The organism is Polynucleobacter ibericus, from assembly GCF_018687955.1.
In the GTDB taxonomy this organism is placed as follows: domain Bacteria; phylum Pseudomonadota; class Gammaproteobacteria; order Burkholderiales; family Burkholderiaceae; genus Polynucleobacter; species Polynucleobacter ibericus.
Genome location: NZ_CP061309.1, coordinates 695,435 through 721,219 on the forward strand (window position 1 = coordinate 695,435; position 25,785 = coordinate 721,219).

Annotated in this window: 29 protein-coding genes; 14 read left to right on the top strand and 15 right to left on the bottom strand. The window is 46.2% G+C overall.

The features are described 5' to 3' along the window. Positions 1–15 precede the first annotated feature (15 nt). On the top strand, positions 16–1,032 hold the full coding sequence (locus tag AOC20_RS03605) for a serine hydrolase (protein ID WP_215361563.1): 1,017 nt from the start codon (positions 16–18) through the stop codon (positions 1,030–1,032). A 10-nt stretch (positions 1,033–1,042) separates the two neighbouring features. Here the strand turns inward: AOC20_RS03605 and AOC20_RS03610 are convergent, their stop codons facing one another. The 13 genes from AOC20_RS03610 to AOC20_RS03670 form a co-directional block, all read right to left on the bottom strand. Then, positions 1,043–1,867 carry an IclR family transcriptional regulator gene (locus AOC20_RS03610; RefSeq protein ID WP_215361565.1) on the bottom strand — a complete coding sequence of 275 codons (825 nt, stop codon included), beginning with the start codon at positions 1,865–1,867 and terminating at the stop codon, positions 1,043–1,045. A gap of 89 nt (positions 1,868–1,956) precedes the next feature. After that, entirely contained in the window at positions 1,957–2,985 is a 1,029-nt protein-coding gene (locus tag AOC20_RS03615) for a quinone-dependent dihydroorotate dehydrogenase (RefSeq protein ID WP_215361567.1), read from the bottom strand. A gap of 9 nt (positions 2,986–2,994) precedes the next feature. Continuing rightward, entirely contained in the window at positions 2,995–3,741 is a 747-nt protein-coding gene (locus AOC20_RS03620) for an arginyltransferase (protein ID WP_215361569.1), read from the bottom strand. Next, entirely contained in the window at positions 3,738–4,475 is a 738-nt protein-coding gene (gene aat, locus AOC20_RS03625) for a leucyl/phenylalanyl-tRNA--protein transferase (protein ID WP_215361571.1), read from the bottom strand. Before aat ends, AOC20_RS03620 begins: the two co-directional genes overlap by 4 nt. 9 nt (positions 4,476–4,484) lie before the next feature. Next, the gene (locus AOC20_RS03630; RefSeq protein ID WP_215361573.1) at positions 4,485–5,045 is read right to left on the bottom strand and encodes an NUDIX hydrolase; all 561 of its coding nucleotides are present in this window, start codon (positions 5,043–5,045) and stop codon (positions 4,485–4,487) included. Between the two features lie 9 nt (positions 5,046–5,054). Then, entirely contained in the window at positions 5,055–6,881 is a 1,827-nt protein-coding gene (locus tag AOC20_RS03635) for a bifunctional chorismate-binding protein/class IV aminotransferase (protein ID WP_215361575.1), read from the bottom strand. A 24-nt stretch (positions 6,882–6,905) separates the two neighbouring features. Beyond that, positions 6,906–7,481: a peptidylprolyl isomerase gene (locus AOC20_RS03640; RefSeq protein ID WP_215361577.1), complete on the bottom strand. Its 576-nt coding sequence runs from the start codon at positions 7,479–7,481 to the stop codon at positions 6,906–6,908. Positions 7,482–7,565: 84 nt separating this feature from the next. Further along, complete coding sequence (locus AOC20_RS03645; protein WP_215361579.1) at positions 7,566–8,192, bottom strand: 2-hydroxychromene-2-carboxylate isomerase; 627 nt, start codon at positions 8,190–8,192, stop codon at positions 7,566–7,568. Between the two features lie 25 nt (positions 8,193–8,217). Continuing rightward, positions 8,218–9,531, bottom strand: a complete 1,314-nt coding sequence (locus AOC20_RS03650) for a replication-associated recombination protein A (protein WP_215361581.1) — start codon at positions 9,529–9,531, stop codon at positions 8,218–8,220. 4 nt (positions 9,532–9,535) lie between these two features. Next, a complete protein-coding gene (locus AOC20_RS03655; RefSeq protein WP_251373151.1) occupies positions 9,536–10,015 on the bottom strand; it encodes a DUF3429 domain-containing protein in 480 nt (159 codons plus the stop codon). Positions 10,016–10,051: 36 nt separating this feature from the next. Continuing rightward, positions 10,052–10,906, bottom strand: coding sequence for a 3-hydroxybutyryl-CoA dehydrogenase (locus AOC20_RS03660; RefSeq protein ID WP_215361583.1), 855 nt, complete (start codon positions 10,904–10,906; stop codon positions 10,052–10,054). A gap of 1 nt (position 10,907) precedes the next feature. After that, positions 10,908–11,636, bottom strand: a complete 729-nt coding sequence (locus tag AOC20_RS03665; protein WP_215361585.1) for a glutathione binding-like protein — start codon at positions 11,634–11,636, stop codon at positions 10,908–10,910. Between the two features lie 8 nt (positions 11,637–11,644). Beyond that, complete coding sequence (locus AOC20_RS03670; RefSeq protein ID WP_215361586.1) at positions 11,645–12,841, bottom strand: pyridoxal phosphate-dependent aminotransferase; 1,197 nt, start codon at positions 12,839–12,841, stop codon at positions 11,645–11,647. A gap of 85 nt (positions 12,842–12,926) precedes the next feature. Here AOC20_RS03670 and yaaA point away from each other — a divergent pair, with 85 nt between their 5' ends. Then, positions 12,927–13,703, top strand: coding sequence for a peroxide stress protein YaaA (gene yaaA / locus AOC20_RS03675; protein ID WP_215361588.1), 777 nt, complete (start codon positions 12,927–12,929; stop codon positions 13,701–13,703). Next, positions 13,703–14,914, top strand: a complete 1,212-nt coding sequence (locus AOC20_RS03680; protein ID WP_215361590.1) for a DUF2863 family protein — start codon at positions 13,703–13,705, stop codon at positions 14,912–14,914. Before yaaA ends, AOC20_RS03680 begins: the two co-directional genes overlap by 1 nt. A 54-nt stretch (positions 14,915–14,968) precedes the next feature. Here AOC20_RS03680 and AOC20_RS03685 read toward each other — a convergent pair whose 3' ends face one another. Together AOC20_RS03685 and AOC20_RS03690 are read right to left on the bottom strand one after the other, a co-directional pair. Next, positions 14,969–15,343 carry a hypothetical protein gene (locus AOC20_RS03685; RefSeq protein WP_215361592.1) on the bottom strand — a complete coding sequence of 125 codons (375 nt, stop codon included), beginning with the start codon at positions 15,341–15,343 and terminating at the stop codon, positions 14,969–14,971. 11 nt (positions 15,344–15,354) lie between these two features. After that, entirely contained in the window at positions 15,355–16,344 is a 990-nt protein-coding gene (locus tag AOC20_RS03690; RefSeq protein ID WP_215361594.1) for a malate dehydrogenase, read from the bottom strand. A 128-nt stretch (positions 16,345–16,472) separates the two neighbouring features. On the opposite strand from AOC20_RS03690, the gene AOC20_RS03695 reads away from it, so the two are divergent. The 11 genes from AOC20_RS03695 (at position 16,473) to leuB (ending at position 25,765) form a co-directional block, all read left to right on the top strand. After that, positions 16,473–17,231, top strand: coding sequence for a GntR family transcriptional regulator (locus AOC20_RS03695; RefSeq protein ID WP_251373152.1), 759 nt, complete (start codon positions 16,473–16,475; stop codon positions 17,229–17,231). 144 nt (positions 17,232–17,375) lie between these two features. After that, on the top strand, positions 17,376–17,795 hold the full coding sequence (gene sdhC / locus AOC20_RS03700) for a succinate dehydrogenase, cytochrome b556 subunit (protein ID WP_215361596.1): 420 nt from the start codon (positions 17,376–17,378) through the stop codon (positions 17,793–17,795). A 24-nt stretch (positions 17,796–17,819) separates the two neighbouring features. Further along, entirely contained in the window at positions 17,820–18,185 is a 366-nt protein-coding gene (gene sdhD / locus AOC20_RS03705; protein ID WP_072582237.1) for a succinate dehydrogenase, hydrophobic membrane anchor protein, read from the top strand. A gap of 4 nt (positions 18,186–18,189) precedes the next feature. Beyond that, positions 18,190–19,968: a succinate dehydrogenase flavoprotein subunit gene (gene sdhA / locus AOC20_RS03710; protein WP_215361598.1), complete on the top strand. Its 1,779-nt coding sequence runs from the start codon at positions 18,190–18,192 to the stop codon at positions 19,966–19,968. Between the two features lie 17 nt (positions 19,969–19,985). Further along, positions 19,986–20,690: a succinate dehydrogenase iron-sulfur subunit gene (locus AOC20_RS03715; protein WP_215361600.1), complete on the top strand. Its 705-nt coding sequence runs from the start codon at positions 19,986–19,988 to the stop codon at positions 20,688–20,690. Next, the gene (locus tag AOC20_RS03720; protein WP_215361602.1) at positions 20,687–20,956 is read left to right on the top strand and encodes a succinate dehydrogenase assembly factor 2; all 270 of its coding nucleotides are present in this window, start codon (positions 20,687–20,689) and stop codon (positions 20,954–20,956) included. Before AOC20_RS03715 ends, AOC20_RS03720 begins: the two co-directional genes overlap by 4 nt. An 82-nt stretch (positions 20,957–21,038) precedes the next feature. Continuing rightward, a complete protein-coding gene (gltA, locus tag AOC20_RS03725; RefSeq protein WP_215361604.1) occupies positions 21,039–22,352 on the top strand; it encodes a citrate synthase in 1,314 nt (437 codons plus the stop codon). A gap of 18 nt (positions 22,353–22,370) precedes the next feature. Further along, positions 22,371–23,780, top strand: coding sequence for a 3-isopropylmalate dehydratase large subunit (gene leuC, locus AOC20_RS03730; protein WP_215361606.1), 1,410 nt, complete (start codon positions 22,371–22,373; stop codon positions 23,778–23,780). Between the two features lie 12 nt (positions 23,781–23,792). Further along, positions 23,793–23,999 carry a hypothetical protein gene (locus AOC20_RS03735; RefSeq protein ID WP_215361607.1) on the top strand — a complete coding sequence of 69 codons (207 nt, stop codon included), beginning with the start codon at positions 23,793–23,795 and terminating at the stop codon, positions 23,997–23,999. Between the two features lie 24 nt (positions 24,000–24,023). Beyond that, on the top strand, positions 24,024–24,671 hold the full coding sequence (gene leuD / locus AOC20_RS03740; RefSeq protein WP_215361609.1) for a 3-isopropylmalate dehydratase small subunit: 648 nt from the start codon (positions 24,024–24,026) through the stop codon (positions 24,669–24,671). Between the two features lie 23 nt (positions 24,672–24,694). Then, a complete protein-coding gene (gene leuB, locus AOC20_RS03745; protein WP_215361611.1) occupies positions 24,695–25,765 on the top strand; it encodes a 3-isopropylmalate dehydrogenase in 1,071 nt (356 codons plus the stop codon). Positions 25,766–25,785 lie beyond the last annotated feature (20 nt).

Consider the following 25,785-nt stretch of genomic DNA (forward strand, 5'->3'; position numbering starts at 1 on the left):
GGAAGGTATTTTGGGATGCGTTTGAATCGATTTTGGCTTGTTGCCCTAGGGGCACTTTTTGCTATTGGCACCATAGTAAATACTCCAGCTATTGCTGCCAATAAAGAGAAGCAGACTGCCAAAACTCCCGCCAAAGCTGCTACCAAGACCAGTACAAAATCTACTAAGAAGCCTAAAACAGTACGGGTAACTGTAACGCGTTCAACAGAGCCAGTTGTTCCTGCAAGACCATCACTTGCAACTGCTTTAGGATTGCGCGGTCAACACGATGACCTTAATCTGAAATCCAGTGTGGCGATGGTCGTTAATCAAGATACCAAAGAAGTATATTTTGAAAAGAACCCATCAGTGAGTTTGCCAATCGCTTCGATTACTAAGCTTATGACGGCGATGGTGGTGTTAGATTCTAAGATGCCTTTAGACGAGACTTTAGTCATCAACTCTGAAGATGTGCAAAGTTACCGCACTTCACGTTTAGCTGGTGGTACGGTGTTAACTCGAGAAGAGGCATTGCTATTAGCCTTGATGTCCTCTGAAAACCGCGCTGCATATACCTTAGGCAGAAATTATCCTGGCGGTGTTTCATCGTTTGTGGGTGCCATGAATCGTAAAGCCAGAGAACTTGGCATGGATCATTCCCACTTTGCAGATCCAACTGGGCTTATGAGTGAGAACGTTGCTACAGCGGAAGATCTCACGCGTATGTTGAGCGCTGCATACCAATATAAAACTATTCGTGAGTTTTCTACTTGGCCCGATTTGACGATGGTGATTGCAAAACGTCCTCAGAAATTCTTGAACACTAATCGCTTAGTACGCTCAGGTGATATGAATATCGGTTTGCAAAAAACGGGCTTTATTAATGCTGCTGGTAAGTGTCTGGTTATGCAGGCTAGAGTAAACAACACACCCTTGTTATTGGTCTTCCTAGATTCTGTGGGAACACAATCTCGTTTTGCTGATGCTGTGCGCGTGCGTGATTGGTATGAGCGTATGCCTTCTGGTGCTCAGCCGATTCGTCGCCTAATGTAACTGCAGTAGATTAGGTCGCTGAGCCTGGCTCAGCAGACTTGGGTTTAAACCCCATTCCTTTGGAGATCTGTAGGGCAGTTTCTTGAAGGGCGCGTAGCCAATCTGCCTGAATGCGATCTGTTGGGGCGCTCAAGGATAGGCCGGCGACTAATTTTCCAGTGTCATCCAAAATAGCAGCAGCTAAACAACTTACGCCCAGCTCTAATTCTTCATCATCCCGAGCGTTGCCCACTTTACGAACCTGATTGAGTTCAGTTTCGAGTTTGCCAAGCTCAGTGATGCTATTGCGAGTGTGGCCGGATAAACCAGTTCGAGTGACATATGCGCGAACTTGAGCAGGGTCATCGCTTGCTAAAAAGAGTTTGCCAACTGAGGTGAGGTGCAGTGGAGCGCGACCACCAATGGCACGAACTACCTGCATGCCAGAGCGCTCGCTATAAGCGCGATCAACGTAAACGATCTCGTCTCCTTGGCGAACAGATAAGTTCACGGTTTCGCCAGTGAGCTTGTGCAAAGTACGCATTGGTAATTGAGCGGCTTCACGCACGGATAAGCGTGCTTTAACTAAATTACCCAGTTCTAAGAGTTTTAGGCCAAGGCGATAAGTGCCGCCATCGCCACGCTCAACCAGACGGCAGGCAACCATATCATTCAAAATGCGGTGCGCCGTAGAAGGGTGCAGACCAGTCATTTCGGCTAGATTTTTAAGGCTACTGGATTCTTCTTGTTCCGCAAGGGCATCTAATAAATTCATCATGCGCTCAACTACCTGGATAGCGGTCTTGCCAACCTCGCCGGTAGATTTAGGAGTTTTGATAGTTTTGCTAGTGCTCATAGCCCTTATTGTAGCGATTTCAAATCAAATTGCATATTATGAAATCTGATCTTATAAGCTTGCCCTAGCAAATGAGGGCATTTCTAGTACTACCTTAGGGCTTTAGCGCACTCATTGACGAGGTCTGGACCACGATAGATTAAGCCGCTATAGAGTTGGATCAGACTTGCGCCCGCAACAATCTTTTCTCTAGCATCTGCACCCGATAGGATGCCGCCAACGCCAATGATCGGTAGTTGATTACCCAGTCTGGCTTTCAAAGCTTTGATGACGATATTCGAGGCATTGCGAACAGGTGCGCCGGATAGGCCGCCAGCCTCTGTAGCAAATTGCATTCCTTGGACTGCATCTCGTGAGATGGTGGTGTTAGTTGCAATCACTGCGTCAATTCCAAACTCCATGAGAAGGTCCGCAATCAGATTAATGTCTTCTAGATCTAAGTCTGGTGCAATCTTCAAAAAGAGAGGCTTGCGTACACCATAGCGATCACTTAAACGCTTTCTGGCTTCATTAAGAGTGCCCAATAATTCACGAAGCATCTCTTCGCCTTGTAGAGCGCGCAGATTTTGCGTATTCGGGGAGGATATATTGACGGTAATGTAGGTCGCAATTTCATAGACTGCTTCCATTGCGAGAACATAGTCACGAGAGGCTTCTTCAATGGGGGTGCTGGCGTTTTTACCAATATTCAAACCCATTACTCCACCACTTTGCCAAAACTGGGAACGACGTACCCGAGCGACGCAGGCATCCACGCCATCGTTATTAAAGCCCATGCGATTAATGATAGCCTGAGCTTCGGACAAGCGAAACATACGTGGCTTGGGATTGCCCGGTTGTGGTTTTGGTGTAACCGTGCCAATTTCTAAGAACCCAAATCCTAATGCAGCGAGTGCATCAATATGTTTGCCGTCTTTATCCAATCCCGCCGCCAATCCAACGGGATTGGGAAACTCAATACCGCAAAGCGTTTGTGGATCGTTAATCGGTTTTGTAACAAAGCGCTCTAACATACCCCAGCGCTGGGCGCGATCCATATTGCTGAGGGTGAGGTTATGTGCTTTTTCTGGGTCTAAGCAAAAAAGCCAAGGGCGTAGAAGAGAGTAACGATCGATCATGGATAGATATTATGACTCAGACAGCTTTTGCCAATGGTCATCTATCAAACCCTCCATCGGCTGGTACTTGATCTTGTAAGACATCTTGTCACTTTCCTTGATGTAATAACCAAGATAAAGGTAAGGCAAGCCTAATATGCGCGCTTGTTCAATCTGCCACAGAATGCTGTAACTACCATAGCTCGCAGTTGGGATAGAGGTATCGTAAAAGGTATAAACCGAGGAGATGCCTTGCTCCAAGATATCGATCATGCTTACCATGCGTAAACGACCGGGATGCGGTTCATGCGGCCCATCCCGAAACTCCACAATGCGTGAGTTCACTCGACTTTGCAATAAAAACTGCATGTACTGATCTTGATCGTCGCTATCCATGTCACCACCGGCATGTCGCTCAGTTTGATAGCGTTGATAGAGTTGATAATGTTCCTCTTGGTAACCCAGATTAAGGACTGAGGCTTCTAGGTTCGCATGTTTTTTTTGGGCACGACGCTGACTACGTGTGGGAATAAATTGATTTACCAAAATACGTGTAGCAATGCAGGCTTTACATTCATCACAATAAGGTCTATAGGTGTACAAGCCACTACGTCTAAATCCGGCATTGAGTAAATCATTGTAGACATCCGCATGAATAAGGTGAGATGGCGTTGCTACCTGTGAGCGAGCTGTCTTATTGGGGAGATAGCTACAAGCGTATGGTGCGGTTGCATAGAACTGCAGTGCGGTTAGAGGAAGTTCTTTAAGCTGAGTCATAGCCAGTGATGCAAGATTGTTTTATCAAAAGTCCAAGATGTCTCAATCTTAGTTTGATTTACGGATATTTGCAGTTGCTCCAAAAAGACCTGCCTAGCTATTGGGGCTGCGCCCAATGAGAGTAGATGAGCCGTTTCTTGCTGGCAGTCGATCATGCTCACCTGGTTCGCCAGACACCATGAGCTCAGGGCAGCTAAAGCGATTTTAGAGGCGTTAGTCTTGCGACTAAACATGGATTCACCAAACACCATGCCCCCAAAGGCGACGCAATATAGCCCCCCAGTCAACTGGCCATCCTCTATGACGCCAATGCTATGTGCATTTCCTTGTTCGTGGAGTGCGGTGTAAGCATCAATGATTTCATGGGTAATCCATGTGCCGTCTTGATCTTTTCGGCTACTGGTAGCGCATGAGCGAATGACCGCCCCAAAATCGCCATCCACTACTATTTGAGATTGCGCATGCTGACAAAAGGCGCGAATAATTTTTCGCAAGGAGTCGCTGCATTTAAATTCATCAGGCTTTAAGACCATCCTGGGGTCTGGTGACCACCAGAGAATCGGTTGATTATCGGAATACCAAGGAAAGATGCCTTGTTGATAAGCGCGAGCGAGTTGTCCTGGATAAATCTGTTCGCTGACGGCAATTAATCCAGGCACGCTAGGATCGGGATCGTCCTCAAACAATGGGTTTGGGAAAGGATCCTGAGGTCCTAGCCAAGCAATCTGACTCATAAGAACTCTTTAAATTCTTTCAGAAGGCAAGATATCGCGGCTGCGCACATGAAACTCTTGCCCAGAATCTAAAAGGCCGGCAGCGCGATCCGCAAAGAACCACTCGAGCGTTTGCTTGACGGTAGGGAAGGCTAGTTCATTCCAGGGAATTTCATGTTCATGAAAGAGCGCGACCTCTAAACTTTCTTCACCAGCAGAAAATTCTGGATTCGTCATCGCAGCTAAATAAAAGAGGTGTACTTGTTCGGCATGTGGCACATTGAGCAATGAATAGAGCGGACCGATTTCTACAACGGCACCTGCTTCTTCAAGAGTCTCGCGCGCAGCGCCATGACTTGTGCTTTCGCCTAGCTCCATAAAACCTGCTGGAAGCGTCCAGTAGCCATGACGCGGCTCAATTGCACGACGACATAACAGAATCTGTTTGCCATACACCGGTATGCTACCCACGACGTTACGAGGATTTTGATAATGAATACTGCCGCAGGATTCGCAGACATGGCGCTCACGCGAATCATCCGCCGGAATTTTAATTGTCAATACAGAGGCGCAATTAGGGCAATACTTCATGCTGACTTTCTAAAAATGGGCTTTAATGGCGCCGCGCAGGGCATTGCTAAGAATAATCTCTTCTGCCATTGAAACATCATTAATAGTCAGGTTGGCTTCACGGGCATTCATAGCGGGGTCGGCAAGCAGGGCGGCCCGCATGACTCCAGGCAAAAGACCGGCCGATATCGGTGGTGTCAGCCATTCAGAACTACCTTGAGATTTGATAAAAATACTAGTCCTACCACCTTCAGTAACAAAACCATACTCATTTACAAATAGAGCGTCAAAGCCACCTCGCTTGACAGCCTCCTGCCACGCTTGATCGTATAGGGCGCGTTCACTGGTCTTGTGTTGCAGCAAGGCATTCCCAGAAAACATTGTTACATCACCGGTAAGAATATCCTTTGCCCAGAAAATTTTGACGGGCTCAATAATGGGGTCTATGACAGCAGTAGCAACTGAAAGCTCGCCGTTAGCAGCAAGATCGAGCCTTAAGCGATAAGCAATATTTTTATCTAAGGATGCGCATGTACCGAAGACTAATTGCTTTGCCAGCGCTAAATCAAAAGCAATTCTTAAAGCCTTGGCTGAGACTTGCATGCGCTGAAGATGGTCTGCCAATCGCAGCGTCTCTCCATTAGAAATCGCCATAGTTTCGAACAGACCGGTAGCACTCGGGAGATCCATTAAAAAGGCTGCTTTAATGCGACACTCTTGCCATTCTTGGTCGGCATCAGAGTCATTCGTAATGCCGGCACCAATCCCGAGGGTGAAGTGAGACGCCTGAGACCTTTCATCCCGCTCGATCTCGACTGTACGAATCGGCACACTAAAGGCGAAATTCCCAGTAGGATCAAGCCAGCCTAAGGCACCACAGTAATAGCCACGATCTTCAGACTCTAACTCTTGAATGATTTCCATACTGCGTTTTTTGGGGGCGCCTGTCACTGATCCACAAGGGAAGACGGCAGTAAAAATATCAAACAGGGAAGTATTTGGTTTGACTTGGCCCTGCACGGTAGAAGTCATTTGCAATACATCGCCATGCCTTGCTACTTCAAATAAATTCGGAACTGAAACAGAGCCAGGCAGAGAGATGCGACTGAGGTCATTACGCAGTAAGTCAACTATCATGACATTCTCTGCTTGATTCTTCGGATCGTCCGATAGAGCACTCGCTACAGCAGATAAGGCGCTAGCAGTGCCTTTCATCGGCATTGCTTTCAAGGTATCACCATCACGCGCAATAAAGAGCTCGGGAGATTGCGATAGCAAAAAGCGATCCTCATGTTCAATATATGCTCCAAATCTACCGGGTTGACGATCGCGTAAGCGACCATATAAGGCTAATGGAGCGCCATAAGTCTTGCCAGTGATGCGGTAGGTATGATTAATTTGGTAGCAATCACCACTGCGTATGTATTCCTGAATTGCTCCAATATCGGCAGAAAATTGCCTCTCATCTAGAGATTCCCGAACATCCATGACCCCTGCATTTAATTGGGATTGATCGAGCACTGCGAGTTTTTGAGAAATGCAGTGATCAACATCTTGCTTGGACAGTTTTTTAAAGTCCGCAAAAGACCAGGCCTCGATGAGTGGGTGGGAACTACTAGAGTGACCAACTCGCTCAGGTAGTTTATGAATCAACCTACCCAATTCGTAAGCGAAAGCGGAGACAACGAATTCCCCTCTAGTAAGAGCGAGCGAGATTTCTTCTAAACAGGTTTGTATGGCATTTAAATCAGATCTCGCATCACCACTTGGCAGAACGCGCCAGTAATGCAATGCAGTCTCGTAGAGACGGCTGGTGGGTGAGGCCGCGGTGCTTTGCGCATCGTCGAGCAAAATCATCGCGGCAGACCTAGTTAGTTTGATTTACTTCAGAATCGTGGCAGATTCGATGGTAACTGTCTTGCTTGGAACGTCGGCCATTCTGCCCATACGTGGAGCAGGTGCAACCATGGTTGGCACTTTGCGGATAGCGTCAATGGTTTGTGTACCAGAGATCACTTTGCCAAATACGGTATAGCCATTACCCATTGCATTGGGGTAATCCAAGGCAGCATTGTCTTTGACGTTGATAAAGAACTGGGAAGTAGCTGAATCAGGATCGGATGTCCGAGCCATAGCAATCGTATACATATTGTTCTTAAGGCCATTCTGTGCTTCAGAAACTACTGGAGAATCGGTAGGTTTCTGATTTAAGTCTGCAGTAAAGCCGCCACCCTGAATCATGAAACCGTCAATCACGCGATGAAAGATAGTGCCGTTATAAAAACCGCTCTTTACATAGTTTAAAAAATTGGCAGTTGTCTTAGGCGCCTTCACATCGTCCAATTCCACAACAAAATTACCCATCGTGGTTTTAAATTCGACCTTTGGTCCTGCAAATGCTGCTTGACTAGCAAAACAAGAAACGGCAACAACTAGGGCGGCAAAAAGCTTACGCATAAAAACTCCTTAAATGAGATAAAAACAGCTTGTAGTTGATTGTATTGCTCAATACCGCGTGAGGTATAAATCGTCTCAGGCCTATTAGATCAGCCCATTCGGAACATTGCCAGCATAGGCATATGAAGCCTCTTCAAACATACCGGGCCTCGCTAGATAGTCCAGAGTCCAGTCGATGGTATCGATACCCCAAAAACAGTGTTGGTTCACTATGAGGGCGGGCACTCCAAATGCACCATCAGCCTTGGCTTGATTGGTATTAGCAATCAATTTTGCTTTAACTTCTGGATTCTCAGGCTTTGCTGTATCTGCGGGTAGGCCGAGATAGACGCAAAAATCTGGCCAAGATAGATTGGGGTCTTTGCCTTCTACCCAAACATAATCAAAGGCACGCTCAAGCAATGCCCAATTTGCGTTCTGTTCAACCAAAAGGCGCTGTGCAGCAACTGTCAAAAATGGATGATGTTCAGGAAAGCGAAAAGGAATGCCTAGTTTCTCTGCTTGCCAAACACAGAACTGATAGGTGTGTGGACGTTTAGCAGCCACTTCCCCTGGGCCTTTATTCTCTGCAGCCCTAAGAAGTCCACCCAGCAGAATCGGCACGGGTTTAATATCGAGCTTGTCCTCAAGGCGGTGTCTTTGCTTGATATATAAGTAAGCAAACGGCGAAACAATATCGTAATAGAAGGTAGCCGCAATCTTTGTGCTCATATCGCTTTCTTCTTGATCGTTCCCATTACTTCTTCTTATGCTCTTCATCAAGCTTTTTCAAGAATGCCAATTTCTCTTTGATTTGTGACTCGAGGCCACGCTCAACGGGCTCATACCAATGCGGATCTTTCATGCCTTCTGGCAAATACGATTCACCAGCAGCATAAGCATGAGGTTCATCATGTGCGTAGCGATACGCCTTGCCATGACCTAATTCTTTCATCAGCTTAGTTGGAGCGTTACGCAGATGGTTGGGTACAGGCTTAGATTGATCGTTAGCCACATAAGCGCGTGCAGCATTAAAAGCGTTGTAACTGGCATTGCTCTTAGAGGCTACCGCCAGATAAACTATTGCCTGTCCAAGGGCAAGCTCGCCTTCTGGAGAGCCCAGCCTTTCATAGGTCTGAGCGGCATCATTAGTCAATTGCATTGCTCTTGGGTCTGCTAAGCCTATATCTTCCCAAGCCATGCGAATGATTCTTCTTGCCAGATACCGCGGGTCTGCGCCACCATCGAGCATGCGGCAAAACCAATACAAGGCCGCATCGGGATTAGAGCCTCGCACAGATTTATGCAGAGCAGAGATTTGATCGTAGAAATGATCCCCACCTTTATCAAAGCGTCGCGCTTGAGCACTAAGCGCATTTTCAATAAATGCTTGATTAACAATCTTTACTTCTGCACCGGGAGTGAGTACTGCATTGCGCACTTGCTCAACTAAGTTGAGAAGACGCCTAGCATCGCCATCCGCATTGGCAATCAGGGTGTCAATTGCAGTAGATTCAAATTGCACGCCAGGCATCGCATATTGGTGCGCGCGATCAAAGAGTGATTTCAATTCATCAGAGGACAGCGACTTCAGTACGTACACCTGCGCACGCGACAACAGTGCAGAATTCACTTCAAAAGACGGGTTCTCGGTAGTGGCGCCAATAAAGGTAAATAAGCCTGATTCCACATGGGGTAGCAGGGCATCCTGCTGGCTTTTATTAAAGCGGTGAATCTCATCTACAAATAAGATTGTTTGCTTGCCGTACTGAGCCATATTTTGTTGGGCTTGCTCAATTGACTCACGAATTTCTTTTACGCCAGCTAGCACCGCAGAGATTGCAATGAATTCTCGATCAAAGGCTTTAGCCGAGAGACGCGCCAAGGTAGTTTTACCGACGCCTGGAGGTCCCCACAAAATCATCGAATGTGGCTTACCCGAAGCAAATGCAAGATTGAGTGGTTTACCGCTTGCTAATAAATGGGTCTGCCCAATGACTTCTTCAATCGTTTTTGGACGCAGTGCTTCTGCTAAAGGTGGAGGCGGTGCGCTATCAAAAAGACTGCTCATTGCATCATGCTTGAATAAAAAGAATCACTAAAGAGGCCCAGGTTAAACAGGCGGCAGCAATATAGGTCAGGCGATTGCGCATCGTCATAAATGCAGAGCGCGCAGCTTCGTCGGTGAAATAATATTGATATGTATTCTGATCAATATTGCGTTGAATCAGTAAGGTGGACGCCAGAATGAGCAGGCCTACTGGAATATAGATATGTAGCGCCATCCAGGCTACGAGCGCCGGAATAACCCCCCAGATCCAAGCGTTGCGGTCTTCCCAGCGGTCGCCAGCAGGCGCTTTTCCTAACAGATGTAAATTAGCGCCCCAATGCAATGCTCCCATAAATGAAGTGATCACAGCCGCATAACCCGCTAAAGATTCAGCGCTTAAGTAGTTCACAGGCGTTGGTGCTAATTGAACCATTAAGGCTAACCCAATGAATGGAATAAGACCGGCATAGCCAAGCTTGCGAACTAAAGGAGGAATGGGATTCACGATAAGGGTTTCTAAATAAGGAAAATAGGAAGCAAATTATTTGTCGTAGGTATATACGCCGCGTCCAGTTTTGCGACCGAGATAGCCGGCAGCAACCATTTCACGTAGTAGTGGGCAAGGGCGATATTTAGAGTCACTGAAGTTTTCAAAATAGACTTCCATCACTGCTAAGCAAGTGTCTAGGCCAATTAAATCTGCTAATGCTAAAGGTCCAATCGGTTGATTGCAGCCCAACTTCATGCCGGCATCAATATCTTCTGGGCTAGCAAGTCCTTCGGATAAAACAAAGAATGCTTCGTTAATCATAGGTAGCAAAATACGATTCACTACAAAGCCTGGTGAGTTTTTCACAGTGATTGGTTCTTTGCCAATACGCTTGGCCATCTCAATAATGGCAGCGTGTGTAGCGTCACTGGTTTGGAGCCCGCGAATCACTTCCACCAAGGCCATCAGGGGCGGCGGGTTAAAGAAGTGCATGCCAATAAAGCGCGCAGGATTGGAATCAAGCGCTGCCAATTTAGTAATAGACAGAGATGAGGTATTAGTGGCAATGATGGTGTCTTTACTGACAATTTCATCTACTTGTTTGAGAATCTTTTCTTTAATCGCTTGATTCTCAGTGGCCGCTTCAATCACTAATCCCAGACCCTTGAAGTCAGCGTAAGTAGTGCTGCCTTTGATGCGTTTGAGGGCTGCTTCTTTTGCTTCTGCTGTGAGAGTTTCTTTTTTGACAAGGCGATCTAAGCTCTTGCTAATTTGATCGAGACCACGCTGAACGGCTGCCTCATTAATATCAACCATGACAACATTTAAGCCGGCTACTGCACACACCTGCGCAATACCATTACCCATAGTGCCTGCACCAATGACGCCTACTGATTGAATGCTCATCTTATTTCCTCTTTTGATACTGGGTTGAACCAAATAACTGCTCTCTCGCCTTGGCATCATGCAAAGGCTTACGTAATGCCGTCAATACTTCACAACCACGCTGCACCGCTGGTCGTGCACCAATCTTTTCAAACCACTTTTTGAAATACGGGTAGTCATTAATCTCAATACCTTGATTTTTCCAATTACGAGTCCATGGATAAATCGCAATATCGGCAATTGAATAAGATTTCCCGGCAATATAGGGATTATCTTTCAGTTGACGATCCAAGACCCCATAGATGCGTTTAGCTTCATTGGTGTAGCGGTTGATAGCGTATTCAATCTTCTCAGGTGCATAGAGTCGAAAATGGTGGTTTTGCCCAAGCATAGGGCCTAAGCCTCCCATTTGGAACATGAGCCACTGCAGAACTTCATATTTGCCGCGGGTATCTTGAGGCAGGAACTTACCAGTCTTACCAGCTAAATAGAGCAGGATCGCACCTGACTCAAAGAGGCTGATAGGTTTGCCATCCGGACCATTTGGATCAACGATCGCAGGAATCTTGTTATTGGGGCTGATCTTTAAGAACTTGGCTGCAAATTGATCGCCAGCGCCAATATCAATCGGATGAGCGATCCAGTCATGACCTAGGCGATAACCGCATTCTTCGAGCATGATGTGTACCTTGTGGCCATTCGGTGTGGGCCAGCTGTACACATCAATTACGGTAGATTTTTGTTTGGCCATTTCGTCCTCTAGATAGTTTCTAAATGTTGTAAAGCACTTGTCAGTGTTTGATTTTGTTTAGCGAAACAAAAACGAATGACGCCTGATTCAGTAGCTTGCTCATAAAAAGCGGAGACAGGTATAGCTGCCACTCCAATTTCAGTTGTAAGCCATTTACAAAAGTCAGCCTCATTGAATTTTGCTTGGGGAATGTTTAATGCCGAGTAATCCACGCACTGAAAATAGGTGCCTGGAGTAGGGAGTAATTTAAATTTAGTTTTGCTCAAGCCTGCTCTAAAAAAATCACGCTTAGCTTGATAAAAAGCCGGAAGATTTAAATAATGTTTGGCATCAGATAAATAGGATGCTAAGCCATACTGCATTGGTGTGTTAACAGTAAATACATTGAACTGATGAACCTTGCGAAATTCTTTAGTAAGCGAAGGGGGTGCGGCAACATAACCCACTTTCCAACCAGTCACGTGATAAGTCTTGCCAAAGCTAGAAACCAGAAAGCTCCTAGCGGCAAGCTCAGGATGAGAAGCAACACTGTGGTGCTGTGCTCCGTCATAGACCATATGCTCATAGACTTCGTCACTCAAAATCAATGTGGAAGTATTGCGCAGCAAATCTGCGAGACGATCTAAGTCAGTCTTGCCCCAAACCATTCCAGTAGGGTTATGTGGCGTATTAATAATAAGTATTCGGGTTTTAGGATTGATTGCCTTGGCCAAGGCATCCCAAGGAATTTCATAAGAAGCAACTTGCCCATGCTCATCACGAGACACTTGCATAGAAATGGCAATCGTTTTGCCACCCGCCAATTCGATTGAAGGCCGATAGCTGTCATATGCTGGTTCAATAATGATGACTTCATCGCCTGGGCTAACGCAAGCGAGTATGGCCGTCAAAATACCTTGTGTACCACCGGCGGTAATGGTGATATCGGTATCGGCATCAAAGTGATGACCGTATAAGTTTTGAATCTTCTGACTAATGCCATTGCGTAACTCTGCAATACCAATCATGGGCGGATATTGATTGCGATCAGCCAACATCGCTTCATTTACTTCGCCAATCAACTTTCGATCGCATGGAAAATCAGGAAATCCTTGACCAAGATTGATTGCTTGATGCTCTGCTGCAAGCGCTGACATCACAGTAAAGATCGTAGTTCCAACCTGCGGTAGGCGACTTGGAAAAGAGGGGATCTCAAGCGGGTTCATGGCGGTGGAGGGTGGCGTCCTGTCTTTTAAAGCGGAGATAGCGGGTAGTCGCTAGAATGGTAAAAATACATAAACAAATTGTGCCATGCTGATCGTCCTTTCACCCGCTAAATCCTTGGATTACAAGACACCCGTTAAGGTCAAGGCGCCGACCTTGCCCGAGTTTGTCTCAGAATCCGCTAAGCTGATTGCCGATCTTAAGAAATTGGCACCCCAAGATCTCTCTAAATTGATGGGTTTATCTGATCAATTGGCCGTTTTAAATGTCGGCCGCTATCGAGATTGGACTAAGAAGTTCACGGAAGAGAACAGCAAGCCAGCAATCTATGCCTTTGATGGCGATGTCTACGATGGTTTTGATGTCAAAACCCTCGATGCCAAGTCTGTTCAGTTTGCTCAAGACCATATCCGGATTCTGTCTGGTCTCTACGGCGCACTCAAGCCCTTAGACTTGATGCAGCCCTATCGCCTAGAGATGGGCACTTCCTTCAAGAATGCCAGAGGTAAAGATCTCTATGCATTCTGGGGTAGTAGAGTGACCGACTCCATCAAGAAGGTCTTAGAAAAGCAAAAGAAGCCTGTCTTGCTCAATTTGGCTTCGGAAGAGTATTTCAAGGTGCTCCAGCCTAAAGACTTAGATTGCCAAGTGATTTCCCCGGTATTTCAGGATGCCAAGGATGGTAAGTACAAGATTATTTCTTTTTATGCCAAGCGCGCTCGCGGTTTAATGGCGCGATATGTGGTTGAAAATCGCATTAAAGATCCAGCAGACTTAAAAGGCTTTAATTTGGATGGATATAAGTACTATGCCGCTGAATCTAAGTTGGATAAGCCGGTATTTAGAAGGGCAGAAAGAAAATAATGGCCGTACATCGCACTAAATCTTCGCAGCGTAATTCCCCAGAGGTGGAAAAGTTGGTAGCTGACGCTATTTCTTTGGCTGCTTCTGGAAGTCAAGTCGAAGACCGCTTTTGGGAGGAGCGCTTGAATGTGCGCTTAATGCGCTTACTCAAAAGTCAAAATCAAAATGTGATTGATGCCGCCTTAGATCAAACCTTTCGGATTAATACTGTAGCCTTTGAGGTGCTTGCTGATATCGCGGAAACCTTGGCTGAATCCCTAAGAATCGAGCACGAAGGGCAGGAGTGGGATGTGGTGTTATTGGCGATGCCAATCGTTGCTCATACGCGCTACCAAATTCCTTCTGGCCCACTGCCAACGAATATCATCGAATCTACTGCTCAAGCATTGCATAGTGCTATTGCCTCAACGGACACACGTCTAGCAATCGTTCCTTGGTTGTACAGCATTGATCAAATGCCTCATTCACATTGCCAAACTCGCATCCTGACTGAATCATTAGCAAGTGCAGCCATTTCTGGAAAAGACGTCAAACTTGAGTTGCGCGACATGTCGGAGACCATAGCTGTTTTGGCTGACCCCCGTTTCATCATTGCTGCCCTAAGTGCACCCGCTGGTTCGCCAATCTTCCGTTGGCAGGCTGAGCCGCCAGCTCGTCAAGAGCGTGGCGTGAGTTTGATCGGTTGGCAAAACGCCATGCAAGAACCTATTGCCTCTTTATTACCGGGCTGTGAGTTTGAGCTCTTACTACCTGAGGCGTATTTCACAAACTGCCGCCTCGCTGATAAACATGTGCGACCTTTGAGTATTCGTGCTGCAGTCAATTTTCTGGAAAGTACTCTCGGCATCTTGCCTGCCGGCCTGTCTTGTGTCGTTGGCGCATTTGGTGAAGAGCAGGCAGATGAATATCGTATTGCCTTCAGTGCCAAAGGATCGTCCGAGATAATGTATGGCGTGATCTGGCCCCTCTATGATCGCGAGAGTGTGGCGAGTGATGCCTTGAATGATTTGTCAGATGACGAAAGTCCAATCAAGAAGATTTGTGACGCCCTACATGATGCGGGAGTAGATGATGTATTCCGTCATGCCATGTTATTTGATCCTGAGCTTTGTGATGATTGTGGTGCACCCTTATTTCCGGACCGCTCGGGTGAGGCGGTACATGCGGAGATGCCGGATGACGCACCATCACAGCAGCCTTTATTTCATTAGATAACAAAAAAGCCGAGGATCTCTCGGCTTTTTTGTTTAATGCGATGTCAGAAATTAATTCTGCACAAATGGTTCCGCGCCGGCAAACAAATGCGGTAACTTGCCGGTCTTCATATCTGCTGTTTGGCAGAAATCGGCGAGTCGAATACCTGCTTTAATGTTGAATAACATTGCCTTGTTGCCGAGCACCACAAGGTCAAAACCTGAGTTGGTGTTCTTGTAACGTAAGCTGCCAGGCAAAGAAGTCTGACGCTCTAGCTCGTAATTTTTAGATTCCCAAGTTAGGCGAACTTTTTCTGTCGAGCCAGCAGTTTTGAACTGCTTACTGTCTTGACAGCTCCAAGTGTGCACTTCTTCATTAGCGCTCACGTTTGCTGCGCCTAAGAGGCTGGCAAGCAGAATGCTAATTGCGAGAAGGTTTTTCTTCATCTGTATTTTCCTTAAGAGAGTAAGTGCTTAACGCCTGTTTGCTCTTCGAGTAATTCATTCAATGTGTGAGTCATGCGCTCGCGGGAGAATGCATCGATCTCTAAACCTTCGATCATTTTGTATTCGCCGTTTTCGCAAACTACTGGGAAGCCATAAATTACTTCAGCAGGAATGTCATATTCGCCTTTAGAAGGAATGCCCATCGTTACCCACTTACCGTTAGTACCGAGTACCCAATCATGAATATGATCAATCGCTGCATTCGCTGCAGAGGCTGCAGAAGAAAGACCACGAGCTTCAATGATGGCTGCACCACGCTTACCAACTGTAGGAATGAAAACATCTTTATTCCATGCTGCATCGTTGATAGCATCTTTTACTGACTGGCCATCGATCGTTGCAAAGCGATAGTCTGGGTACATTGTTGGGCTGTGGTTACCCCAAACAACTAACTTCTCAATATCAGCAACAGGCTTGTTCAACTTGCTGGCCAATTGCGAGAGGGCGCGGTTGTGATCGAGGCGCAACATTGCAGTGAAGTTTTTCGCAGGAATATCTGGTGCAGATTTCATAGCGATGTAAGCATTGGTATTTGCTGGGTTACCAACAACCAATACTTTTACAGTTTTCTTAGCAACGGCATTTAATGCCTTACCTTGCGCTGTGAAAATTTGTGCGTTAGCGGAGAGCAAGTCTTTGCGCTCCATGCCAGGACCACGTGGACGTGCACCAACTAAAAGAGCAACATCGATATCTTTAAATGCAGTCATTGGGTCAGAGTGTGCTGTCATGCCGGCCAAGAGCGGGAATGCGCAGTCTTCCAACTCCATCATTACGCCAGTCAACGCCTTTTGTGCTTTTTCGTCTGGAATTTCCAATAATTGGAGGATGACGGGCTGATCTTTGCCCAAAAGGTCGCCATTGGCGATGCGGAATAGAAGGGAATATCCGATTTGACCGGCTGCACCGGTTACGGCGACACGCATTGGGGCTTTTGCCATTGCTTATAACTCCAGAGGAAGGTTAATTAATGAAAACTTTTCTATTATCCATTCAAGTGTAGGGACTTTAGCTTTACACTGTCAATGATGTCTTATATAAGACTAGAATTACTTTGAATTTTATCTAATTGAAGTGGTCTGGAGCGAATTTGTCTGATGTGACTTTGCCTGTTGCCTCATTTAGCCCTCTGTACGAACAGATTAAGGCGATGATTTTGGCTAGTTTGCAAGCCTCGGAATGGCTTCCGGGAGAGGCTATTCCCAGTGAAATGGAGCTTGCAGCCCGTTTTGCCGTCAGCCAAGGCACTGTCCGTAAGGCGATTGATGAGCTAGCCTCTCAAAACCTGCTGGTACGCCGCCAAGGGAAGGGCACTTTTGTTGCCACCCACCAAGAGGACGACTGGCAATACCGTTTTTTACGTCTAGCTCCTGATTCTGGGGAAAAGTTCCACCTCATCAACCAATTTTTGACCTGTGAGAAGACTGCCGCGACGGCTTATGTGGCTGATTTGCTTAAATTAAAGGCAGGGGACCCCATCATTCAGATCGATCGGGTACAGAGTTTTGCTGGCAAACCCATTGTTTTTGAAGAGATTTTGCTGCCCGGAGCCCGTTTTAGCGGCCTTGACCTTGATGCCCTCAACGCCTGGCATGGCCCTATGTACGCCTTTTATGAAGGTCAATACGCTACTCACATGGTGCGCGCTGAAGAAAAAATTAAGGCTGTTGCTGCCGACGAAGCCTTGGCAAAACATCTTCATCTGAAAGAGGGGGCGCCGCTCCTCTCTGTTGAGCGCGTGTCATTCACATACGGGAATAAACCAGTAGAAATTCGCCACGCTAGGTACGACACTTCAGAGCAACATTACGAAAACAAATTGAACTAAGGCAGAGACGCGCTAGATTAGTAAAAACCAGTAAATCACCCCTTGAAACGCTAAAAAATCCCCACCACCCCTAAGGTTTCCAATAGAATATGTTGCGATACAACAAAACCACACTGAACCTCCACCTAAAGATAGAGATTACCCATGGTTGATTCACAGCAAACTGTAAAAAAAGATAGACCTGTTTATAAAAATATTGGTCTTGCACAATTGATTAAATACCGCCTTCCTTGGGCCGGTAAAGTATCGATTCTTCATCGTATTAGTGGAGCAGCACTATTTTTAATGCTGCCTTTCTTGCTATATCTCTTGGATCAAAGCTTGGCTTCAGAAGTGAGCTATCAAAAGTTTCAGGCAATCACTGGCCACTTCCTAGTGAAAGTGATTTGCCTGGGATTAATTTGGTCTTTCTTACACCATTTCTGCGCTGGTATTCGTTACCTCCTTTTGGACTTAGAGATCGGCGTTGAAAAGGTTGATGCAAACCGCTCAGCAATTTTTGTATTTTTCTTAGGTCTTGCTTTGACTGCGGTTGTAGGTCTCAAACTATTCGGCTTGTATTAAGCGCACATCATTTAAGGAAATTTCATGCCTATTTATCAAATTGGACCAAAGCGCTTAGTTGTAGGTGCGCATTACGGCCTTAAAGAGTGGATTATTCAGCGTGTAACTGCGATCGTGATGGTCGTTTTCACAATTGTTCTATTGGTCGACTATTGCATTACTGGTAGCGCAACTTATGAAGGCTGGTCTGCTTTGTTTAGCAACCAATTCATGAAGTTATTGACGCTATTGGCATTCATCAGCTTGTTCTATCACGCATGGATTGGTATCCGTGACATCTGGATGGACTACATCAAGCCTGTCAGTATTCGTTTGACACTTCAAGTGTTGACCGTTCTGTATCTCGTAGCCTGTGCGGCCTATGCCGTTCAAATTTTGTGGAAAGTGTAATTCGATGACTGCGATTAAAAAATCATTGCCACGCCGCCGTTTTGATGCGGTGATTATTGGAGCGGGTGGTTCAGGTATGCGCGCATCATTGCAGTTGGCTGAAGCCGGCTTGAATGTTGCGGTACTCACTAAGGTATTTCCAACACGTTCACATACTGTTGCTGCACAGGGTGGTATCGGTGCTTCCTTGGGCAATATGAGTGAAGATAATTGGCACTATCACTTTTACGACACCATCAAGGGATCTGACTGGTTAGGTGACCAAGATGTGATCGAGTTCATGTGTCGCGAAGCTCCAAAAGTGGTTTACGAGTTAGAGCACTTTGGCATGCCGTTTGACCGTAACCCAGATGGCACGATTTATCAGCGCCCATTCGGTGGCCACACTGCAAACTACGGCGAGAAGCCAGTACAACGTGCTTGCGCTGCAGCTGACCGTACTGGTCACGCAATGTTGCACACTTTGTATCAACGTAACGTGCGCGCAAAGACTAATTTCTTTGTTGAGTGGTTAGCGTTAGATTTGATTCGCGATGATGCTGGTGACGTTGTTGGTGTTACCGCTCTCGAAATGGAAACTGGTCAGGTTTATATCTTGGAAGCCAAGATTGTGATGTTGGCTACTGGTGGTGCAGGCCGTATTTGGGATGCATCTACAAACGCATTTATTAATACTGGCGACGGTATGGGCTTAGCAGCTCGCGCAGGCATTCCATTAGAAGATATGGAATTCTGGCAATTCCACCCAACTGGCGTAGCCGGTGCGGGCGTATTGTTGACAGAAGGTTGCCGCGGTGAAGGCGGTATCTTGCGCAATAAAGATGGTGAGCGTTTCATGGAACGTTATGCGCCAACTTATAAAGATTTGGCACCACGCGACTTCGTTTCACGTTGTATGGACCAAGAGATTAAAGAGGGGCGCGGTTGTGGTCCTAACGGTGACTACGTTGTGCTCGATTTGACGCACATTGGCGCCGAAACCATCATGAAGCGTTTGCCTTCGGTTTACGAAATTGGTGTGAATTTTGCAAACGTGGACGTGACTAAAGAGCCAATTCCAGTTGTGCCTACGATTCACTATCAGATGGGCGGCATTCCTACCAATATCAATGGTCAAGTTGTTGTGCCAGCGAATGGTATTCACAATGAGATTGTTAATGGCTTGTATGCGATTGGTGAGTGTTCATGTGTTTCAGTTCACGGCGCCAACCGCTTAGGAACAAACTCATTGCTCGACCTCTTGGTATTCGGTCGCGCAGCAGGTAACCACATTGTTGGTTTGAATTTGAAGGATCGTGAATTCAAACCATTGCCTGCAAACGCCGGTGAGCAAACGTTAGAGCGTATTGCGAAGTTGGATAACTCAACTTCGGGCGAGTACGCACAAGATGTTGCGAACGATATTCGTAAGTGCATGCAGAAATATGCTGGTGTATTCCGTAACCAGGAGTTGATGGACGAAGGCGTTCGTCAAATGGCGAAATTAACAGAGCGCGCCAAGCACCTATGGGTTAAAGACAAATCAGAGATTTTCAATACAGCACGTATCGAAGCTTTGGAAGTGGCTAACTTGGTTGAGACTGCAAATGCAACCATGATTTCAGCTGCTGCTCGCAAAGAAAGTCGTGGCGCCCATTCGCACGATGATCATCAAGAGCGTGATGACGCCAATTGGATGAAGCATACCCTTTGGTATAGCGAAGGTAATCGTTTGACCTACAAGCCAGTTGTATTGAAGCCCTTGACTGTTGAGTCCTTCCCTCCTAAAGAACGTACTTTCTAAGCGAAGAGAAATAGAAAATGAGTGATATCCGTATATTCGAAATTTACCGCTATGATCCAGATGTCGATGCAGCGCCACGCATGGAACGCTATGAGTTAGAACTCACTGGCGAGCGTATGTTGTTGGATGCTTTGATTTCTTTGAAAAAGCAAGACGAAACCATTTCTTATCGTCGTTCATGCCGTGAAGGCGTGTGCGGTTCAGATGCCATGAACATTAACGGTAAAAACGGTTTGGCTTGTTTGACCAATATGTTGACATTGCCTAAAGTCATCACATTGCGCCCATTGCCTGGCTTGCCAGTTGTGCGTGATTTGATCGTTGATATGACTTTGTTCTTCAAGCAATACTTGTCTATTAAGCCTTACTTGGTAAACGACAATCCGCCTCCTGAAAAAGAACGTCTCCAGAGTCCTGAAGAGCGTGAAGAGTTGAATGGTTTGTATGAGTGCATCTTGTGTGCATCCTGCTCAACTTCATGCCCATCATTCTGGTGGAACCCAGATAAGTTCGTTGGCCCAGCGGGCTTGTTACAGGCCTATCGCTTTATTGCCGATAGCCGTGATGAAGATACCAATCAGCGCTTGGACAACTTAGAAGACCCATACCGCTTGTTCCGTTGCCATACCATCATGAATTGCGTGGACGTATGTCCTAAGCACTTGAACCCAACGAAGGCAATTGGCAAGATCAAGGAGTTGATGGTTCGTAGGGCAGTATGACCCTCGGCAATGCAGAGTTATATCGTTTAAAAAGTGATGCCCGCAGGGGCTTGCTAGAGAACGATTTAATTCTGCAGCGTTTCTTTGAGCGTTACGGCTCTCAGTTAAGCGTGGAAGATGGATCAGTTCTGAGTCAGTTATTGGCTTTAGATGACAATGACTTAATGGATCTATTGATTGGCCGCAAGGATTCTGTAGCGAGCTTGGAGAAAGAGATGCATACAGACTCTTTCAAACTGGTTTTACAAAGGCTGAGAGAGAAGTAATTCAGCAATTTGGTGCAGTGGCTGCATGGATGTATGAATGAATAGTGTATTAATCATAATTTTGAATGACTAAGGATTAGAAATGATTGAATCGGACATCAAGGCAAAACTCTCATTTTCGGATGGAACACCAGATATTGATCTGCCAATTTACAAAGGGACAGTCGGTCCTGACGTAATCGACATTCGCAAGCTTTATGGTCAGACAGGTAAGTTCACTTACGATTCAGGCTTTCTTTCTACTGCGTCATGCAATAGCAAAATTACCTACATCGATGGCGATAAGGGTGAGTTGCTCTATCGCGGCTACCCAATTGAAGATTTAGCAAACAACTGCGACTTCTTGGAAGTTTGTTATCTCTTAATCAACGGTGAATTGCCAAACGCTGCTGAGAAAAAAGACTTCGATGAAATGGTCATGCACCACACCATGGTGCATGAGCAAATGCAATTCTTCTTGCGTGGCTTCCGTCGTGATGCGCATCCAATGTCGGTATTGACTGGCTTGGTTGGTGCAATGGCAGCCTTCTATCATGACGAGATTGATTACAGTGATCCGCATGCTCGTGAAGTAGCGCAAATTCGCTTGATTGCGAAGATGCCAACTTTGGTAGCGATGGCTTATAAATATTCCGTAGGACAGCCATTTATCTACCCAGATAACTCTCTGTCATATACAGCAAACTTTATGCGCATGATGTTCGCAACACCGTGTGAAGATTACAAAGTGAACCCAGTATTGGTGCGCGCTTTGGATCGTATCTTCACATTGCATGCTGACCATGAGCAAAACGCTTCTACCTCAACAGTGCGTTTGTGCGGTTCTTCAGGTACAAATCCATTTGCAGCGATTTCTGCTGGTATTGCTTGCCTTTGGGGTCCAGCGCACGGTGGAGCAAACGAAGCTTGCTTGCAGATGTTGAATGAAATTCAAGCCCAAGGTGGCGTTGATAAGATTCATGAATTCATTGCCCAAGTAAAAGATAAGAACTCTAGCGTTCGTTTGATGGGCTTTGGTCACCGCGTTTATAAAAACTTTGACCCACGCGCTAAATTGATGCGTGAGACTTGCTATGAAGTATTGAATGAATTGGGCTTGCAAGATGATCCATTGTTCAAGTTGGCAATGACTCTCGAGAAGATTGCTTTGGAAGATGACTACTTCGTAAGCCGTAAGCTCTATCCAAACGTAGATTTCTACTCTGGCATCGTGCAACGCGCTTTGGGCATCCCAACAGAAATGTTTACTTGTATTTTTGCTCTAGCAAGAACAGTAGGTTGGATTGCTCAGTGGGAAGAAATGATTACTGATCCTGAGTACAAGATTGGACGTCCACGTCAGTTGTATGTTGGCGAAACAGCACGTAAGGTTCCAAACATTACAGTTCGTAAATAAAGTTTTTTAAGGTCACTCATGTCTCGTACGCTTTATGACAAATTGTGGGATGACCACGTTGTTTACTCTGAAGAGGATGGCACAGCCACGATCTATATTGACCGTCAATTGCTACATGAGGTAACTAGTCCTCAGGCATTTGAAGGTTTAAATTTGGCTGGTCGTCCTGTTTGGCGTATATCTGCCAACTTGGCAGTTTCGGATCACAACGTACCAACGACTGATCGGTCCGAGGGCATTGCAGACCCCATCTCGAAGCTACAAGTAGATACCTTGGATCAAAACTGCGATGCCTTTGGTATTACGCAATACAAAATGAATGATGCCCGCCAAGGGATCGTTCACGTTATCGGACCAGAGCAGGGCGCAACTTTGCCTGGTATGACTGTAGTTTGCGGAGATTCTCATACGAGTACCCATGGCGCCTTCGGTGCCCTGGCATTTGGTATTGGCACTTCTGAAGTTGAGCACGTATTAGCAACTCAAACTTTGCTCATGAAGAAGAGCAAGAACATGTTGGTGCGCGTAGATGGGCGTTTGCAACCAGGATCTACCGCTAAAGATATCGTGCTTGCTGTCATCGGTAAGATTGGCACAGCAGGCGGTACTGGTTACACCATTGAGTTTGCTGGTGAAGCGATTCGCAACCTTTCCATGGAAGGTCGCATGACACTGTGCAATATGGCAATTGAAGCTGGCGCACGCGCTGGTTTGGTTGCGGTTGATGAAACTACCATTGAATATATTCAAGGTCGCCCTTATGCACCTAAAGGTCCTGCGATGTTGCAAGCTATGCAATATTGGAGAACCTTGCATTCAGATGCGGATGCTAAGTTTGATGCAGTGGTGGAATTGCGTGCTGAAGAAATTGCTCCGCAAGTCACTTGGGGTACTTCACCGGAAATGGTGCTGGCTATCAGCGAACGTGTTCCTGATCCGGAAAAAGAACGCGATCCAAATAAACGCTCTGCAATGGAGCGAGCTTTGGAGTACATGGATCTGGTGCCAAATACACCGCTGAGTAGCATCTCTATAGACAAAGTCTTTATCGGCTCTTGTACAAATAGCCGTATTGAAGATATGCGTGCCGCTGCTAAGGTAGTAGATCGCTTAGGTAAGAAGGTCGCCGCTAATGTGAAGTTGGCATTAGTTGTGCCTGGCTCCGGTTTAGTGAAAGCACAAGCAGAACGCGAAGGCTTGGATCGTATTTTTAAGGCTGCTGGATTCGAATGGCGTGAGCCTGGTTGCTCTATGTGTTTGGCTATGAATGCCGATCGCTTAGAACCAGGAGAGCGCTGTGCCTCTACCTCCAATCGTAACTTTGAAGGTCGTCAAGGTAATGGTGGTCGTACTCATTTGGTCAGCCCAGCAATGGCAGCTGCTGCTGCGATCGAAGGTCACTTTGTTGATGTTCGCAAGATTTCATAAGGAAACAGAGTAATGAAATTTTCTTTTTTATCGCTAATCGCTAGATTAACCTTCGTAGGTTTAGTTGGCTTAGTCATTTCTGCATGCGCTAGCACCATGGAAGGTATGGGTAAGGATCTGCAAAATATGGGTACCTCCATGGGCGGATCAAGTAATACGCAGCAAAATAATCAGTCACAAACAAAGGGTAAGGACGTTGTTGTTACTCCTGTGAAGTAAACAAATAAAGCTAAAGTCAGAATCATGGATAAATTTACGGTATATAAAGGTTTAGTTGCTCCGCTTAATCGCGAGAACGTGGATACCGATGCCATTATTCCGAAACAGTTTCTGAAATCGATTAAGAAGACTGGCTTTGGTCAAAATCTTTTTGATGAATGGCGCTATCTTGATCATGGGGAGCCTGGTCAGGATTGCAGTACTCGTCCAATCAATCCAGACTTCGTATTGAATCAACCGCGCTACAAAGGTGCCGGGATTCTGTTGGCCCGTAAAAATTTTGGTTGCGGTAGTTCGCGTGAACATGCTCCTTGGGCTTTAGATCAATTTGGCTTTAGAGCGGTGATTGCGCCAAGTTTTGCAGACATCTTCTATAACAATTGTTTCAAAAACGGTGTTTTACCGATTGTTTTGACGGAAATGCAGGTTGACCATCTTTTTAATGAAACCCAAGCATTTAGCGGTTACCAGCTCACCATCGATCTAGAGGCTCAGCAGGTTATTGCCCCTGATGGAACTGCTTACAGCTTCGAAGTAGCACCATTTAGAAAATACTGCCTACTCAATGGCTTAGACGATATTGGCTTAACTCTGCAACATGCAGATAAAATCAAGGCTTATGAAGCTGAGCGCATCCTCAAGATGCCTTGGCTCGCTACACAATTGCCGTAATTTCGTTGATTTAAAGGCCTTTCATGAAAATTGCAGTCCTACCGGGCGATGGTATCGGCCCGGAAATCGTTGCTCAAGCCGTTCGAGTGCTGCAGGCGCTTGGGCCAAAGTTTGACTTAGAAGAAGCTCCAGTAGGTGGGGCGGCTTATGACATCGCTGGACATCCTTTGCCACCAGCTACTTTAGAGCTAGCTAAAAAAGCCGATGCTATTTTGTTTGGTGCGGTGGGTGATTGGAAATACGACACCCTTGCACGAGAGTTACGTCCAGAGCAAGCCATATTGGGTTTGCGTAAGCATTTGGAGTTATTCGCCAATTTCAGACCAGCTATTTGTTATCCAGAGTTGACTGCCGCATCTAGCCTTAAGCCTGAAATTATTGGCGGCCTAGATATTTTGATTGTGCGCGAACTCAATGGCGATATCTATTTTGGTCAGCCGCGCGGCATTCGCACTTCAGAGTTGCCTTTGTTTCAAGGCGCGCGTGAAGGATTCGATACGATGCATTACAGCGAGCCAGAAGTGGAACGTATTGCTCATGTTGCATTTGAAGCTGCGCGTAAGCGTGGTAAAAAAGTTTGCAGCGTTGACAAAGCAAACGTCCTAGAAACTTCACAGCTCTGGCGTGAGGTGATGATTCGTGTTTCCAAGGATTATCCAGATGTAGAGTTATCCCACATGTATGTGGATAACGCCGCAATGCAGTTGGTTAAAGCGCCAAAGGCGTTTGACGTTGTGGTAACTGGTAATCTGTTTGGCGACATTCTCTCCGATGAAGCCGCCATGTTGACTGGCTCTATTGGTATGTTGCCGTCTGCTTCTTTGGATAAGAACAATAAGGGCTTGTATGAGCCGAGCCATGGATCTGCGCCCGATATTGCTGGTAAAGGCATCGCCAATCCACTGGCAACGATTTTGTCGGCTGCAATGATGCTGCGTTATTCCTTAGGAATGCCTGCAGAAGCTGACAGAATTGAAAAGGCAGTGCAAAAAGTATTGGCGCAAGGTTTACGCACTGCTGATATTTATACCGAAGGCACGAAAAAAGTGTCTACCGTAGAAATGGGCGATGCTGTTGTTGCAGCACTCGCATAAGAAGTAAAAAAATAAACATA

Bases quoted from the DNA above. Each gene is read 5' to 3' on its own strand.
- AOC20_RS03605 (WP_215361563.1), top strand. From the start codon at position 16: ATGCGTTTGAATCGATTTTGGCTTGTTGCCCTAGGGGCACTTTTTGCT.
- AOC20_RS03610 (WP_215361565.1), bottom strand. From the start codon at position 1,867: ATGAGCACTAGCAAAACTATCAAAACTCCTAAATCTACCGGCGAGGTT.
- AOC20_RS03615 (WP_215361567.1), bottom strand. From the start codon at position 2,985: ATGATCGATCGTTACTCTCTTCTACGCCCTTGGCTTTTTTGCTTAGAC.
- AOC20_RS03620 (WP_215361569.1), bottom strand. From the start codon at position 3,741: ATGACTCAGCTTAAAGAACTTCCTCTAACCGCACTGCAGTTCTATGCA.
- aat (WP_215361571.1), bottom strand. From the start codon at position 4,475: ATGAGTCAGATTGCTTGGCTAGGACCTCAGGATCCTTTCCCAAACCCA.
- AOC20_RS03630 (WP_215361573.1), bottom strand. From the start codon at position 5,045: ATGAAGTATTGCCCTAATTGCGCCTCTGTATTGACAATTAAAATTCCG.
- AOC20_RS03635 (WP_215361575.1), bottom strand. From the start codon at position 6,881: ATGATTTTGCTCGACGATGCGCAAAGCACCGCGGCCTCACCCACCAGC.
- AOC20_RS03640 (WP_215361577.1), bottom strand. From the start codon at position 7,481: ATGCGTAAGCTTTTTGCCGCCCTAGTTGTTGCCGTTTCTTGTTTTGCT.
- AOC20_RS03645 (WP_215361579.1), bottom strand. From the start codon at position 8,192: ATGAGCACAAAGATTGCGGCTACCTTCTATTACGATATTGTTTCGCCG.
- AOC20_RS03650 (WP_215361581.1), bottom strand. From the start codon at position 9,531: ATGAGCAGTCTTTTTGATAGCGCACCGCCTCCACCTTTAGCAGAAGCA.
- AOC20_RS03660 (WP_215361583.1), bottom strand. From the start codon at position 10,906: ATGAGCATTCAATCAGTAGGCGTCATTGGTGCAGGCACTATGGGTAAT.
- AOC20_RS03665 (WP_215361585.1), bottom strand. From the start codon at position 11,636: ATGGCCAAACAAAAATCTACCGTAATTGATGTGTACAGCTGGCCCACA.
- AOC20_RS03670 (WP_215361586.1), bottom strand. From the start codon at position 12,841: ATGAACCCGCTTGAGATCCCCTCTTTTCCAAGTCGCCTACCGCAGGTT.
- yaaA (WP_215361588.1), top strand. From the start codon at position 12,927: ATGCTGATCGTCCTTTCACCCGCTAAATCCTTGGATTACAAGACACCC.
- AOC20_RS03680 (WP_215361590.1), top strand. From the start codon at position 13,703: ATGGCCGTACATCGCACTAAATCTTCGCAGCGTAATTCCCCAGAGGTG.
- AOC20_RS03685 (WP_215361592.1), bottom strand. From the start codon at position 15,343: ATGAAGAAAAACCTTCTCGCAATTAGCATTCTGCTTGCCAGCCTCTTA.
- AOC20_RS03690 (WP_215361594.1), bottom strand. From the start codon at position 16,344: ATGGCAAAAGCCCCAATGCGTGTCGCCGTAACCGGTGCAGCCGGTCAA.
- sdhC (WP_215361596.1), top strand. From the start codon at position 17,376: ATGGTTGATTCACAGCAAACTGTAAAAAAAGATAGACCTGTTTATAAA.
- sdhD (WP_072582237.1), top strand. From the start codon at position 17,820: ATGCCTATTTATCAAATTGGACCAAAGCGCTTAGTTGTAGGTGCGCAT.
- sdhA (WP_215361598.1), top strand. From the start codon at position 18,190: ATGACTGCGATTAAAAAATCATTGCCACGCCGCCGTTTTGATGCGGTG.
- AOC20_RS03715 (WP_215361600.1), top strand. From the start codon at position 19,986: ATGAGTGATATCCGTATATTCGAAATTTACCGCTATGATCCAGATGTC.
- AOC20_RS03720 (WP_215361602.1), top strand. From the start codon at position 20,687: ATGACCCTCGGCAATGCAGAGTTATATCGTTTAAAAAGTGATGCCCGC.
- gltA (WP_215361604.1), top strand. From the start codon at position 21,039: ATGATTGAATCGGACATCAAGGCAAAACTCTCATTTTCGGATGGAACA.
- leuC (WP_215361606.1), top strand. From the start codon at position 22,371: ATGTCTCGTACGCTTTATGACAAATTGTGGGATGACCACGTTGTTTAC.
- AOC20_RS03735 (WP_215361607.1), top strand. From the start codon at position 23,793: ATGAAATTTTCTTTTTTATCGCTAATCGCTAGATTAACCTTCGTAGGT.
- leuD (WP_215361609.1), top strand. From the start codon at position 24,024: ATGGATAAATTTACGGTATATAAAGGTTTAGTTGCTCCGCTTAATCGC.
- leuB (WP_215361611.1), top strand. From the start codon at position 24,695: ATGAAAATTGCAGTCCTACCGGGCGATGGTATCGGCCCGGAAATCGTT.